Here is a 13,418-nt window from a genome sequence, read left to right on the forward strand (position 1 = left end):
CCCTCGAACCCCCATCGAAGTGAGTAGATCTACATACGGTGCAGTAGAGAATCCGCCTCGCAGTGTGACACATGCAACCCCTGTGACCGATTCTCCACGAAGTTCCGGTGACAGGAACCTGCCCGCGGGCGCCCCCCACCGACCCTGTCAGCCCAGTTTCTTCTTCTGCACCTTGCCCATCGCATTGCGTGGAAGGTCACCCACCACACGCACCTCCCGGGGCCGCTTGTGTACGGAAAGCTGTTGTGCGACAAGGTCGATCAGTTCCGACCCGTCGACTTGGGGGCCGTCGGCGGCGGGCACCACGAACGCGACGATCCGCTGACCGAGGTCGTCGTCGGGCAGGCCCACCACGGCCACCTCCCGCACCGCGGGATGACCGAGCAGAACGGTCTCGATCTCCCCCGCACCCACCCGGAACCCACCGGTCTTGATCAGATCGGTCGACTCGCGACCCACGATGCGGTGGAATCCGCCCTCGTCGACGGCCGCCACGTCGCCGGTGACGAACCATCCATCCTCGGTCCACGCGGCCGCGGTGGCCTCCGGCCTGTTCAGGTAGCCGTCGAAGAGCATCGGTCCACGCACCTGCAAGACGCCGATGCTCTCCCCGTCGTGGGGCACGTCGCGGCCCTGCTCGTCGCGCAGGCGCGTCTCGACCCGGGCCACCGGCGTGCCGACCCAGCCGGGACGGCGCTCGCCGTCGACGCGCGTGCTGAGCGTCAGCATCGTCTCGCTCATGCCGTAGCGCTCGATCGGAACCAGTCCCGTGAGCTCACGCAGTCGTTCGAAGACCGGCACCGGCAGCGGCGCGCTGCCGGAGACGAGCAGTCGCGCGCCGCTGAGCGCGCGGGCGGAGTCCTCGTCCTCGACGACGCGTGTCCACACCGTCGGCACCCCGAAGTAGAGGGATCCCTGCGCTTCGGCGTAGGCCTGCGGAGTGGGCTTCCCGGTGTGGATCAGCCGGCTGCCCACCCGCAGGGCTCCGACCACACCGAGCACGAGTCCGTGCACGTGGAACAGCGGCAGCCCGTGGACGAGCGTGTCGCGCTCGGTCCAGGCCCACGCCTCGGCGAGCGCGTCGATGCCCGCGGCGATCGCCCGGCGGCTCAGCAGCACACCCTTCGGAGCGCCGGTGGTCCCGGAGGTGTAGAGCACGAACGCGATTCGCGCCGGGTTCGGCTCGGGCAGGTGGTGCCAGTCGCGGGCGTGCAGGCGGACCGGCAGGCTCGGCAACTGCGGAACGTCGGGATGCTGCACCTCCGGCGCCGGACCGAGCCAGGCCTGCGCGTCCGAGTCCGTCAGGATGTGGGCGAGTTCGGCGGGCCCCGAGTCCGGTGGCACCGGCACCACGGTCGTCCCGGCGAGCAGGGCACCGGTCACGGCGACGACGGTGGTCGCGCTCGGAGTCGCGAGCACGGCCACCCGATCGGCGCGCGCCACCCGCGCCGCGACGGCGGTGGCCGCGCCGAGCAGATCGCTGCGGGAGAAGGTGTGGCCGTCGATACGGACGACGTCCGGGAGATCGTCGCCGCGCGCGACGGCCAGCGGATTCAGCGAACGAAGCAGTGCAGACACGACAGCCACGATTCCATATCGATGCCGCAGCCTCGCGGGGGCGGTCGGGTGTGGCGGTCAGGTGTGGATGTCGCCGCGCGCCGCGGACATCGATGTCCGCGCCAGATGTGCCGGGGGAAGCACGGTGGCCAGGACCGCGCCCAGCAGCATTCCGACGAGGACGGCCACGCCGTGCGCATCGCCCACGATCACGAGGACCACACCGAGAAGGAAGGTCGCCGCGGAGGCGACGAGCAGCGAGCGTGTCGCTCCGACGACCGGCCACAGTCCCGCGAGAGTCGCGGCCGCCGCGAGCGTCGCGCCGGTTGTTCCCGCGCCGTCGGACGGGAAGACGAAGGTGGTGAACAACCCCCACAGCACCTGGCCGACCAGGAACAACCCGAGTGCGCGGTACCACCCCCACACCCGCACGATCGCGATGGCGACCACCGCGAGCAACAGCAGGTTCACGACGGTGAGGAGCACGCCGCCGTCCTCGATCAGACCTGCGGTGAGGACACGCCACCACTCCCCCGAGTCCCGGGTGCGGACCGGCTGCCGCCGGAAGACGTCGAGCAGTCCCGGGAAGACCAGTCGCGCGAGCGAGGCCACCGCGACCACCGACCACAGGATCGTCGCCGCGACCGGCGGAGGCCACCAAAACGATCGCGTCGTCGCGTGCACGGAACTTCCCGCATGGGAGCGTGACGCGCTCACCGCAGCGATGGCCACCACGGCGACGTAGAGCACCCACAGCAGCGGATCCTCACCGGACGAACTCACGGGGCCAATCTACCGGCGAGCTGCTCGCTGAGCGGTGCGTCGGCGCGCTCTATCGGCGCAGTCGGGCAGCGGCGGCGTCGATGGCGTCGTCGGTCGCGGTGAGCGCGATCCGGACGTGCAGGACACCTCCGGGACCGTAGAACTCGCCGGGTGCGACGAGGATGCCGCGGTCGGCGAACCAGTCGACGGTCGCGCGGCATCCCTCACCGCGCGTCGCCCACAGGTACAGGCCCGCCTCCGAATGGTCGACGGTGAAGCCGGCGCCGCGCACGGCCCCGAGGAGCACCTCGCGACGCTTGCGGTACTTCTCGCGCTGCGCGTTCTCGTGCTCGTCGTCGTTCAGTGCCGCGGTCATCGCGGCCTGGATCGGCAGCGGCAGCATCATGCCGGAGTGCTTACGGACCTCGAGCAGGTCGGCGACGAGGTCGGCGTCGCCGGTGACGAAACCGGCCCGGTAGCTCGCGAGATTGGAGGTCTTCGACAGCGAGTGCACCGCGAGGAGGTTGGTGTGGTCGCCCCCGCACACGTTCGGGTGCAGGATCGACAGGGCCTCACACTCCCAGGTGAGCCCGAGATAACACTCGTCGGAGACGACGATCGCGTTGCGGCTGCGCGCCCAGTCGACGACCTTGCGCAGGTGGTCGGGTCCGAGCACCTTGCCGGTGGGGTTCGACGGCGAGTTCACGAAGACCAGCGACGCGACCTCGGGGCCGAGGCGGGTCAGCCCGTCGGCGCGGATGATGCGGGCACCGGCGAGCAGCCCGCCCACCTCGTAGGTCGGGTACGCCAGTTCGGGGATCACGACGAGATCGTCGGCACCGAGGCCGAGCAGCGACGGCAGCCAGGCGATCATCTCCTTGGTGCCGATCGCCGGCAGGATCGCCGAGTCGTCGAGACCGGTGATGCCGTAGCGACGTTCGAGCGCACCCACGGCCGCCCGCCGCAGTTCGGCGGTGCCGTGCGTGGTCGGGTAGCCCGGCTCCTCCGCGACGGAGACGAGCGCCTCCCGGATCACGGGGGCGACCGGGTCGACCGGTGTGCCCACCGACAGGTTGACGATGCCGTCGGGATGCGCCGCTGCCTTCGCCTTCGCGTCGGTCAGGGAATCCCAGGGGAAGTCCGGCAGGCTCTTCGCCACCGAACGGCGGACACGCGTGCTCACGAAAGTTCCACCGGTCCGTTCGTCACTCTTCGCCCATGGGAGGGAGATTCTTGACGAACGGCGGGTCGTAGTCGACCTTGCCGAGCTTCGCGGCGCCACCGGGCGAGCCGAGATCGTTGAAGAAGTCGACGTTGGCCTTGACGTACTCGGACCACTCGTCCGGGACGTCGTCCTCGTAGAAGATCGCTTCGACGGGGCACACGGGCTCGCACGCACCGCAGTCGACGCACTCGTCGGGGTGGATGTACAGCATGCGACCGCCCTCGTAGATGCAGTCGACGGGGCACTCCTCGATGCATGCCTTGTCCAACACGTCCACGCACGGTTCCGCAATCGTGTACGTCACTGCTGTTCTCCCTGCCTCTCTGTAAGCCCGCCGACCTGCGCGGTCTCGCCCGAGCGGGCACCCTCGGCGCCCACGGTCCTCCAGTATCCCCCGTGCCCGTGCCACACACCGGAGTAAGGGTCCCCTACTTCAGAGTGCAGACCGTCGAGGCGGGTCAGCCCGCGGTGACCGGGAGCTCGATCGGCGTGTACGCGGTGGTCCGTTGGCGCGCCGGCCGCCCGATGCCCTCGGCGATCGCGACCAGTTCGGCGACGGTCTTCTCCGAACCGTGCTGCGAGCCCGCCATGCGCGAGATCGTCTCCTCCATGAGCGTGCCGCCGAGATCGTTCGCCCCGCCCTCGAGCATGGCCTGCGTCCCGGCGACACCCAGCTTGACCCAGCTGGTCTGGATGTTGTCGATCCGGCGGTGCAGCATGACCCGGGCGAGGGCGTGCGCGGCACGGTTGTCGCGCATGGTCGGGCCGGGACGCGACGCGCCGGCCAGATAGAGCGGCGACGACTGGTGCACGAATGGCAACAGCACGAACTCGGTGAATCCGCCCGTGCGGTCCTGGATCCCGCGGATCACCTCGAGGTGGCCGACCCAGTGGTGCGGCTGGTCGACGTGCCCGTACATCATCGTCGAGCTCGATCGCAGGCCCACCTCGTGCGCGGTGGTCACCACCTCGATCCACTCGGCGGTCGGGAGCTTGCCCTTCGTGAGCACCCACCGCACCTCGTCGTCGAGGATCTCCGCGGCGGTGCCCGGGATGGTGTCGAGCCCGGCCTCACGCAGTTCGGTGAGCCAGTCCCGGATCGACGTGCCGCTGCGCGCGACACCGTTGACGATCTCCATCGGCGAGAACGCGTGGACGTGCATCGACGGCACCCGTGCCTTGACGGCGCGGACGAGATCGGCGTAGCCGGTCACCGGCAGTTCCGGATCGATACCGCCCTGCATGCACACCTCGGTGGCGCCGGCGACGTGCGCCTCCCACGCCCGGTCGGCGACCTCGCTCGCCGAGAGGGTGAACGCGTCGGCGTCGCCCTTGCGCTGCGCGAAGGCGCAGAACCGGCAGCCGGTGTAGCAGATGTTGGTGAAGTTGATGTTCCGGTTGACGACATAGGTGACGTCGTCGCCGACGGTGTCGCGGCGCAGCTGGTCGGCGAGCGCCACGAGTGCTTCGAGACCGGCGCCGTCGGCGTTGGCGAGGGCGATGTACTCCGCTTCGGTGCAACCGCCCGGATCCCGTTCGGCGGAGCGCAGCGCCGAGAGCACGTCGCTGTCGAGCCGCACCGGTGCTGAGGCGCCCAGCTGGAGCACCTGTTCGCGGACGGTCTCCCAGTCGCCGAAAGCGCTCCCGAGATCGGACCGGTGCTCGGTGTTGCGTCCGGTCACGTCGATCTCGGAGTTCAGATCGACGCGACCCGACGACTCCCAGTCGATGTCGGGTTCCTGCCAGGGCAGTCCGGACGGGATCACCTCGCGCGCGAGGCCCGTGGCCGGATCGGCGAGGGCGTGCACGTGCGCGGTGATGCGCGGATCGATCCACGGCTGCCCGGCGAGCACGTACTTCGGCTGCGCGGCGATCCGCTCGGTGAGCTCGAAGCCGGCCTCGGAGCTCAGGCGCGCCAGGGTGTCGAGATTCGGCCAGGGCCGTTCGGGGTTGACGTGATCGGGCGTCAACGGCGAGACACCACCCCAGTCGTCGACACCCGCCCCGAGCAGCGCGCGGCACTCGTCGAGCGAGACGAGATTCGGCGGGGCCTGGATGCGCATTCCCGGCCCGAGGACGAGCCGCGCGACGGCGATCGCGGCGAGGAACTCGTCGAGATCGGCGTCGTCGTGCTCGCGCATCGCGGTGTCGTCCTTGGCGCGGAAGTTCTGGACGATTACTTCCTGGATATGACCGAATGCCTTGTGCGACTTACGGATCGCGTGGATCGATTCGGCACGCTCGGTGAAGTCCTCACCGATGCCGACGAGGATGCCGGTGGTGAACGGCACCGCGAGTCGGCCCGCATCGGTGAGCACCCGCAGCCGCACCGCCGGATCCTTGTCGGGGCTGCCGTAGTGGCACTGCCCCTTCTCGGTGAACAACCGTTCGGAGGTGGTCTCGAGCATCATGCCCATCGACGGGGCGACCGGCTTCAGCCGCGAGATCTCGGCCCAGCTCATCACCCCGGGATTGAGGTGCGGCAGCAGACCGGTCTCCTCGAGGACGCGGATCGCCATCGCTCGCACGTAGTCGAGGGTGGAATCGTAGCCGCGCTCGTCGAGCCACTGCTTCGCTTCGGGCCACCGGTCCTCGGGCCGGTCGCCGAGTGTGAACAAGGCTTCCTTGCAACCCAGTTCGGCTCCCTGACGGGCGATCTCGAGGATCTCGTCGGGTTCGAGATACATGCCGTGACCCTCGGCGCGGAGCTTGCCGGGGACGGTGACGAAGGTGCAGTAGTGGCATCGGTCCCGGCACAGCCGGGTGATGGGGACGAAGACCTTGCGCGAATAGGTGACCGTGCCGGGTCGACACTCCGCGAGAAGGCCGGCATCGCGCACCCGCGCCGCCGACGCACAGAGATCCTCGAGATCGGCACCCCGGGCCTGCAGCAGGACCGCCGCTTCGTCGACGTTCAGTGCGACCCCGTCGCGAGCCCGGCGCAACGCTCGACGCATTCCCGAGGGAGTCGCCGTGGATCGGTGCGCAACGCCGGGACGCACGGTGGGGGTCGGGAGCATCGCGGACTGCGGGGTGTCGTCTGCGGAATCGGTCATGGGCCCGATCATGCGCCTACGAGCACCCCCATGCCACTTCGGGGTCTATCCGCGCGGGTAGTCGTCGTCCGCCGGGACTTCGCGGGACTGCTCGTAGGTGTCTGCCGGGTCGGCTTCGAGGGGCACGTCCGAAGGCAGGTCGTCGGCAGGATCGTCGTAGACGGGAATGGCCTGCTCGAGCCGGTCGGCCTCGGAATCGTTGTCGGACTGGATCTCGATGCCGAGCGCATTCGACTCCGTCATTGCGATCTCCTCCTGATAGGGCCCGATCGTGAGATCGGATCGGGCGAGTCCGGCCGGGTTCTACGGATCCCAGCCTAGCGTGGAACCGGACACGGGGCCCGATGGAGCAGGAGGTGCGGGTGGAGGACGACGAGAGTTCGCCGGCGGGGTCGGCCGACAACACGGCAGCGACGAGCGTGGTGATGAGGGAACCGTCGTGGCGGCCGAGCCCGAAGGCGCGTGTGCTGTGGGCCGTGAGTGCAGCGCTGATGTGGTTGCCACTGGTCGTCGCGCAGGTCGTGTGGGTGCTCGTCACGCCGGTGGGCGCCGGGTGGCACGTCGCCGCCGCGGCCGCGACCGTCGTCCTCGGTGGACTGCACGTCGCGGTGGTGCCGGTCTGGCGATACCGCGTCCATCGCTGGGAGATGGACGAGACCGCGGTCTACACGCGTTCGGGTTGGTGGACGCAGGAGCACCGCATCGCACCGATCTCCCGGATCCAGACCGTCGACACCGAGCGTGGACCGCTCGACCGGTGGCTCGGCCTGACCACCGTCACCGTCACCACCGCCTCGGCGGCGGGTGCGGTGGAGATCGTCGGGCTCGACAGCCGGGTCGCCGACGAGACCGTCGCTCGCCTGACCGCACTCGCGGCGAGCTCGGAGACGGACGCGACATGAACGACGCCCTCGTGGCCGGGACGGACGAGGAGGTGCCGTGGTCGCGTCTCGATCGCCGGATGCTGCTGATCCACCCGATCGAGGAGATCCTGCGCCTGCTGCCCGTCCTCGCAGGCTCGTTCGTCATCGGGTCCACCAGCGGCAATCCCGTGTGGGGCCTCGCGGCGACGGGCGTGCTCGTGCTGGTCGGTCTGCTGCGCTGGTTCACCACCACCTACCGCGTAGGACCAGAGCACGTCGAACTCCGCCGCGGCCTGCTGCAACGACGCGAGTTGTCGATCCCCCGCAGCCGCATCCGGTCGGTGGACGTCGAGCAACGCCTCCTGCATCGCGTGCTGGGCCTCGCGGTCGTGAAGATCGGCACGGGTCAGAGCGGGGGCGCCGATCGCAACCGGTTCGAACTCAACGGCCTTCCGATCGCAGCAGTCCCCGAGCTCCGTGCCGTTCTCCTGAGGGGTGGGCAGCAGGACGACGTGCCGGTCGAGACGACCTCGACCGCTGCCGTCACCGAGCGTCAGCTGGCGCGATTCGACCCGGCCTGGGTGCGCTACGCGCCGTTCTCCACGACGGGACTGCTCGCCGTCGCGGCCGTCGCCGGTGCCGCCTTCCAGTTCGGGCTCGGCCGGTCGATCGCCGAATCGCAGGTCGTCCGCCGCGCGGTGGAGACCGCGGAAGACCTCGGCCTGGTGGTCGCGCTCGTGATCCTCGTGCTGGTCGTCGTGCTCGTCGCCAGCCCGGCCGCGTGCGTGCGGTACCTGCTGCTCTACGGCGATCTGCGGGTGACCGACGACCAACGGGTCCTGCGCATCGCGCACGGCCTGCTCACGACCCGTCACACCACCCTCGACCGGGCGCGGCTGCGCGGGATCGCGCTGCACGAACCGCTGGCGCTGCGGCTCGTCGGCGCCGCACGGCTCGACGCCGTCATGACGGGCAGAACCGCGCAACAGGGCGGTTCGTCACTGGTCCTGCCGTCGGCGCCCGACGGGGAGGTCCGGCGGGTCGCGGCCGAGGTGCTCACCGGGGGGCTGCCGCTCGACGTTCCGCTGCGCAGTCACGGTCCCCGTGCCCGTCGTCGCCGCTACACGCGGACGCTGTGGCCGGTGGCCGTCGTGGTCGCCGCCGGGCTCGTCGCCCTGACCGTCACCGACCGGCACGTGCCGGTCGCCGTGATCGCCACGATGGTCGTGGTGCTGGTCGCGGGGGCGTGCGCGCTGGCGCAGGACCGCTACCGGGGTCTCGGCCACGCCGTCGTCGACGGACATCTCGTCGCCCGCAGCGGTTCGATCGACCGGCAGCGCATCTGTCTCGATGCGGACGGTGTGATCGGCTGGACGGTGCGGCAGACCTTCTTCCAGCGCCGTGCCGGTCTCGCGACCGTCGTCGCGGCGACGCCGGCGGGTGCGGGACGCTACGAGGTGATCGACATCCCCGTGGACGAGGCGTGGGCGCTTGTCCAGGAGGTCACACCGGGTATGGGAGAAGCATGGATCGACCGATGAAGCCGACATCCGGCAAAGGCCCCCTGCACGGCACTCCCCCGGCGACGCTGGCCGAGCTCGACGACGCGCTCGTCGACTGCCACGCGTGTCCGCGGCTGGTCGCATGGCGTGAGCAGGTCGCGCGGGAGAAACGAGCGGCCTTCCGCGACGAGGAGTACTGGGGCCGGCCCGTCCCGGGCTTCGGCCCGGCCGATGCGTCCCTGCTGATCGTCGGGCTGGCGCCCGCCGCGCACGGCGGGAACCGCACAGGACGGATGTTCACGGGCGACCGGTCGGGCGACGTGCTGTACGCGGCCCTGTACGACGCGGGACTGGCGTCGCAACCGACCGCGACGCACATCGGCGACGGCCTCGAACTGTTCGGCACGCGCATCACGTCGCCGGTGCACTGCGCGCCACCGGCCAATCGCCCCACCGTCGTCGAACGCGACACCTGCCGGCACTGGCTCGAACAGGAACTCGACCTGCTCTCCCCCACGCTGAGGTCGGTCGTCGTGCTCGGCGGGTTCGGTTGGCAGGCACTACTGCCGGTCCTGTCGGCGGCGGGGTGGACGATTCCGGTTCCCCGCCCCAAGTTCGGGCACGGCGCACATGTGCTGCTCGCTCCCACCGAGGCGCGGGAGCACCCGTTGCACCTGTTCGGTTGCTATCACGTCAGCCAGCAGAACACCTTCACCGGCCGGTTGACGAAGGAGATGGTGACCGAGGTGCTCAGGGACGCGGCGCGGGCTGCGTCCCTCCCACTGCCTGGGTGATCTCCCTGATGCGGGCCGAGAACAGGTAGCCGCCGGCGGGGGCGAGCGCGGCCACGGGCAGCAGCAGGGTCCGCCAGTCGCCGAGCGCGAGCTGGTCGCCGCCCGGACCGCCCACGAGGCAGACGAGGAAGACGACGGCCCAGGCCAGCAGCGGTAGGGTCGCGCTGCGCAGGGATCCGGTCTCGGCGCGGAGGGCCATCACCAGCAGCAGGTTGACGAGGCCGGCCAGCAGGATGGTGATCGGGAAGGGCACTCCGGCGATGTACACGCCGAGATAGAAGACCGACAACAGGGCGCACAGCGCACCGTCGAGCACGAGCAGCGCGACGAGCCCCCGGCGGGGTTGGACGTCCACCGGTGACGCGAGGGGTGCAGCGGTTGCTGGATCGACCGTCATGCTTCGATGGTGCGCTACCGGACTCGCCCGAGCGCAACCGGGGTCCGCGGAACCATCCGCGACCCACGCACGGGACGTCAGGGAACCGGCGGGTATCCGAGCATGGTGAGCAGCGCGCTCTGCTGGTCGGCGAAGGAGTACAGAGCGTGCCAGTAGTCGGCCCGGATCTCGTCGGCGTACGGCCTCAACGACTCCACGAACGCGACGATCTGGTTCTGGACGGACCAGTTGTACATCGACAACCCCCTCTGACGGTGTGCCTGCGTGGTACGCGAGGCCGGGTGACGCGAACCACCCACAGCCTCGTTGATGACTCGGGTCACACTAGCCGATGCCGGAGAAGAGGTCGTCCTCTCGTCCCGTGGAGTCGGTCAGGCCGAGCTGCCCGCGCACGAGCACGAAGTGCTCCTGGTCGAAGACGGGCTGGGCGACGAGGTTGGAGAGCACGAACTGCTCGCCGTCCTCCGCGACCAGCACCTGGGTCGTGTGCGCGGCCATCGCGGTCCGCTTCGCGTCGAGAACCGAGCGGACGTCGACGACGGTGGTGACCTCGTCGTCGGGCACGCTCGGCAGTTCGCCGGCCTCCGGTCGGCGCCAGCCGTCGGGCAGCGTGCCCATGGCGGCGATGCCGCGTTCGAGCGCGGACCGTTCGGCGACGGTCCAGTACACCTTCGCGGGGGTCCACGCCGCCCCGGCGGACGGATAGTCCTCGGTGCCGGCCGCTTCGACGGCCGCGGTCACCCGTTCGTGCACCGCGATGTGGTCGGGATGCCCGTAGCCACCGAACGGGTCGTAGGTGACGACCACGTGCGGACGCGTCTCGCGGATCACGGCGACGAGCGCCTCGATCGCCTCGTCGCGGTCGGCGTTGACCCAGGCGCGAGGATTGTCGGCGGACGGGGTGCCCGCCATCCCGGAGTCGCGCCAGTGCCCGGCACCGCCGAGAAAACGCGGTCGCTCGACGCCGAGCGCGTCGAGCGCCCGGGTGAGTTCGAGGATGCGGTATCCGCCGAGCTGATCGGCGCGGTCGGCGGTGAGCTGGGCCCACTCGTCGCCGATCACTTCGCCCTCCTCACCGAGCGTGCAGGTCACGACGGTGACCTCGGCGCCCTCGGCGACGTACCGGGCGATGGTGCCGCCGGTGGTGAGGGTTTCGTCGTCGGGATGGGCGTGGACGAGCAGAAGTCGTCGATCCGCAACGTCGGGGAGAGCTCCCGGAGCATTGGTCACGGTGTGGTCCTTCCCCACAGATGGGCGTCGCCGAGAATACCGGTGGCGACGGCGGCTGTCAGCGAGACGTTCTCGACGCCCGGACCGGCGGCGACAACGGCCCGGTCCTGCAGGATCGGCAGATTCACCGCGAGATCCCACAGCCTGGCCTGCGCGTCGGCGACGACCTTCGCCGGGTCGGTGGTGCCGTTCAGTGCAGCGAGCAGATCGGGTTCGAGACCGGGATCGCACGCACCCGAGAGGTTGCTCGGAGCCTCGAGCTGCGCTGCGAGCGCATCACGTTCCTCGACGTCGTCCTCGTCGAGCGTGGTGGTCGCGGGGTCCGACGACTGTGCCGCCTCCGCCGTCCCGGGGGCGTCGGGCTGCGCCGGGAGGTCGGACTCGGGCACGGTCGGCAGGTCCTCCCCCGCCACGGTGGGTGCTGCGGCCACCGGGACGCATCCGAATCGGGACAGCGCGGCGGTGGCAAGGTCTCCACCGGCACGCATCCAGCCGACGACCGCGTGCACGGTGCCCTCGACGAGGGCTTCGCCGTACAGCTCGTCGGGGGGAAGTTCGTCGACCGATGCGTCGATCCCGGCGCCACGCCACAGGTCGACGGCGGTGCGTGCGACGGCGCGGGCGGTCTCGTCACCCTCCGGCACGCCCACGACCAGCGTCAACGGCACGCCAGCCCGGGCCAGGGTGCCCTCGGGCAGGGCCGGCCCGTCGGGGGTTCTCGGTCCGGGAGTCGCGCTCGTCGGCGCCGCCGTCTCGGATGCCGCCGTCTCGGATGCCGCCGTCTCGGATGCCCCCGTCTCCGGTGCAGCGGCCTCCGGCGCTTCGGGGCCGGGTGCGCCGGGGTCCGTCGGCACCGGGGGCACCGCAGGCGGGACGGGTAGATATCCGGCCTCGGCGAGACGTCCGAGGGCCTGCTCCCGGGACAGACGCGCCGGCATCGTGTCGGTGTATCCCGGATCGGACGGCGCGAGCACCTGGGCCCGCGCCCGCACGACCCCGGTGCTGTTGGCCGTGGCGACAAGTCCGAGCAGCTCGGGGTCGAGCAGGTCGAGCATGCCTCGCCGGACGACCGGGTCGGCGAGTTCGGCGGTGCGCGTGTTGAGGGTCAGATCGAGGGTGCGCGGCTGGAGCTGGACGCCGGTCCGCACACCCGGCACGGCGGCGAGCTGCGCCTCGAGAGCGACACCGCCCGCGCTCTGGACCACTTGGGCGTCGTCGCTGCGCACCGATTCGGTCACCTGGGCGTCGGTGCCGGCGCGGCGCATGATCAGTTCGTCGGGTCCGGCCGGGGTGCCCCAGAACCGGTCGTTGCGTTCGAGCAGCACCTCGGCGCGCCCCCGATCGACGTTGTCGACGTGGAATCGCGCGCCGGACACGGGAATCGTCTCGGACAGGCCGGTGGAAAAGCCACCCGGAGTGTCCTTGACCAGGTGGGCGGGCAAGAGATTCGTGAACAGTTCGCGCCAGGCCGGATACGGCTCGCGCAGGGTGACGGTGACAATCTTGCCTCCGCCCGACGATCGGATGTCGTCGATGAGGCGGTAGCCGGCAGGATCGACGACGCCGGGCTGGGTGATCATCTGCCGCCACAGATACCGGAAGTCCTCGGCAACGATCGGCGCTCCGTCCGACCACTGGGCCTCGTCGCGCAGGCGGTAGGTGATGGTGAACGGCGCCTCGTCGGTGACCTCCGCGGACAGCAGCAGCGAGTCGTCCGGAACCCACAGTGCTGCAGCGGGATTCTCCGGATCGGGCACGGCCCGGAAGGCACTCGGGAGCACGAGTTCGGCAACGGCGTTCGCGACGGGCGACTGGTCTGCGAGCAGGTGGGGGTTGAAGCCCGAACCGACCTCGTCGATCGCGACCACCACCGTGCTGCGCTTCGGAGCGGGAGCCGGGGTCGTGGTCGGCTCCGTCTGCTCGATGGGCGGCGGCGGGTCGGCGGTGCAACCGGTGAGGACCAGCGCAGCCACGGCCAGGCCGGCCGTCGCCCCGATCAGTCGGCGACGAGCGCGCGTACGCGACACTCGGG

Annotated in this window: 13 protein-coding genes; 3 read left to right on the forward strand and 10 right to left on the reverse strand. The window is 70.5% G+C overall.

What is annotated here, in order from left to right; all coding sequences use genetic code 11:
• Window positions 1-147: 147 nt before the first annotated feature.
• The 6 genes from M3330_RS05340 to M3330_RS05365 form a co-directional block, all read right to left on the reverse strand.
• Complete coding sequence (locus M3330_RS05340; protein WP_039957868.1) at window positions 148-1,578, reverse strand: acyl-CoA synthetase; 1,431 nt, start codon at window positions 1,576-1,578, stop codon at window positions 148-150.
• 57 nt (window positions 1,579-1,635) lie between these two features.
• Window positions 1,636-2,340 carry a rhomboid family intramembrane serine protease gene (locus tag M3330_RS05345; protein ID WP_255027320.1) on the reverse strand — a complete coding sequence of 235 codons (705 nt, stop codon included), beginning with the start codon at window positions 2,338-2,340 and terminating at the stop codon, window positions 1,636-1,638.
• A 49-nt stretch (window positions 2,341-2,389) separates the two neighbouring features.
• On the reverse strand, window positions 2,390-3,502 hold the full coding sequence (dapC, locus tag M3330_RS05350) for a succinyldiaminopimelate transaminase (RefSeq protein WP_019288047.1): 1,113 nt from the start codon (window positions 3,500-3,502) through the stop codon (window positions 2,390-2,392).
• A 22-nt stretch (window positions 3,503-3,524) separates the two neighbouring features.
• Window positions 3,525-3,848: a ferredoxin gene (fdxA, locus tag M3330_RS05355; protein ID WP_006550573.1), complete on the reverse strand. Its 324-nt coding sequence runs from the start codon at window positions 3,846-3,848 to the stop codon at window positions 3,525-3,527.
• A gap of 154 nt (window positions 3,849-4,002) precedes the next feature.
• Entirely contained in the window at window positions 4,003-6,600 is a 2,598-nt protein-coding gene (locus M3330_RS05360) for a bifunctional FO biosynthesis protein CofGH (RefSeq protein WP_064852944.1), read from the reverse strand.
• A 45-nt stretch (window positions 6,601-6,645) separates the two neighbouring features.
• Complete coding sequence (locus M3330_RS05365) at window positions 6,646-6,843, reverse strand: hypothetical protein (RefSeq protein ID WP_006550575.1); 198 nt, start codon at window positions 6,841-6,843, stop codon at window positions 6,646-6,648.
• A gap of 101 nt (window positions 6,844-6,944) precedes the next feature.
• On the opposite strand from M3330_RS05365, the gene M3330_RS05370 reads away from it, so the two are divergent.
• Genes M3330_RS05370 through M3330_RS05380 form a run of 3 tightly spaced genes read left to right on the forward strand, consistent with a single transcriptional unit; the run spans window position 6,945 to window position 9,759 of the window.
• Complete coding sequence (locus M3330_RS05370) at window positions 6,945-7,502, forward strand: PH domain-containing protein (RefSeq protein WP_006550576.1); 558 nt, start codon at window positions 6,945-6,947, stop codon at window positions 7,500-7,502.
• Window positions 7,499-9,004 carry a PH domain-containing protein gene (locus M3330_RS05375; protein ID WP_255027325.1) on the forward strand — a complete coding sequence of 502 codons (1,506 nt, stop codon included), beginning with the start codon at window positions 7,499-7,501 and terminating at the stop codon, window positions 9,002-9,004. Before M3330_RS05370 ends, M3330_RS05375 begins: the two co-directional genes overlap by 4 nt.
• Window positions 9,001-9,759, forward strand: coding sequence for a uracil-DNA glycosylase (locus M3330_RS05380; protein ID WP_024103423.1), 759 nt, complete (start codon window positions 9,001-9,003; stop codon window positions 9,757-9,759). Before M3330_RS05375 ends, M3330_RS05380 begins: the two co-directional genes overlap by 4 nt.
• On the opposite strand, the gene M3330_RS05385 is transcribed toward M3330_RS05380, so the two are convergent.
• The 4 genes from M3330_RS05385 to M3330_RS05400 all read right to left on the reverse strand — a co-directional run bounded on the left by M3330_RS05385 (window position 9,716) and on the right by M3330_RS05400 (window position 13,413).
• Window positions 9,716-10,156, reverse strand: coding sequence for a hypothetical protein (locus M3330_RS05385; RefSeq protein ID WP_006550579.1), 441 nt, complete (start codon window positions 10,154-10,156; stop codon window positions 9,716-9,718). The genes M3330_RS05380 and M3330_RS05385 overlap by 44 nt on opposite strands.
• A 77-nt stretch (window positions 10,157-10,233) precedes the next feature.
• Window positions 10,234-10,392 (reverse strand): hypothetical protein, encoded by a 159-nt coding sequence (locus M3330_RS05390; RefSeq protein ID WP_006550580.1) that lies wholly within the window; start codon window positions 10,390-10,392, stop codon window positions 10,234-10,236.
• An 88-nt stretch (window positions 10,393-10,480) separates the two neighbouring features.
• Entirely contained in the window at window positions 10,481-11,404 is a 924-nt protein-coding gene (mshB, locus tag M3330_RS05395; protein ID WP_303627223.1) for an N-acetyl-1-D-myo-inositol-2-amino-2-deoxy-alpha-D-glucopyranoside deacetylase, read from the reverse strand.
• Complete coding sequence (locus tag M3330_RS05400) at window positions 11,383-13,413, reverse strand: ABC transporter family substrate-binding protein (protein WP_255027331.1); 2,031 nt, start codon at window positions 13,411-13,413, stop codon at window positions 11,383-11,385. The genes mshB and M3330_RS05400 overlap by 22 nt, the downstream gene beginning before the upstream one ends.
• Window positions 13,414-13,418: the final 5 nt, after the last annotated feature.

This window comes from Rhodococcus sp. GA1 (genome assembly GCF_024321955.1).
Lineage (GTDB): Bacteria > Actinomycetota > Actinomycetes > Mycobacteriales > Mycobacteriaceae > Rhodococcus > Rhodococcus pyridinivorans.

What these genes read in the sequence shown, in the direction of transcription:
- M3330_RS05380 (WP_024103423.1), top strand. Translation starts at nt 9,001, where the DNA reads ATGAAGCCGACATCCGGCAAAGGCCCCCTGCACGGCACTCCCCCGGCG.
- M3330_RS05390 (WP_006550580.1), bottom strand. Translation starts at nt 10,392, where the DNA reads ATGTACAACTGGTCCGTCCAGAACCAGATCGTCGCGTTCGTGGAGTCG.
- M3330_RS05375 (WP_255027325.1), top strand. Translation starts at nt 7,499, where the DNA reads ATGAACGACGCCCTCGTGGCCGGGACGGACGAGGAGGTGCCGTGGTCG.
- M3330_RS05365 (WP_006550575.1), bottom strand. Translation starts at nt 6,843, where the DNA reads ATGACGGAGTCGAATGCGCTCGGCATCGAGATCCAGTCCGACAACGAT.
- M3330_RS05385 (WP_006550579.1), bottom strand. Translation starts at nt 10,156, where the DNA reads ATGACGGTCGATCCAGCAACCGCTGCACCCCTCGCGTCACCGGTGGAC.
- M3330_RS05370 (WP_006550576.1), top strand. Translation starts at nt 6,945, where the DNA reads ATGGAGCAGGAGGTGCGGGTGGAGGACGACGAGAGTTCGCCGGCGGGG.
- M3330_RS05360 (WP_064852944.1), bottom strand. Translation starts at nt 6,600, where the DNA reads ATGACCGATTCCGCAGACGACACCCCGCAGTCCGCGATGCTCCCGACC.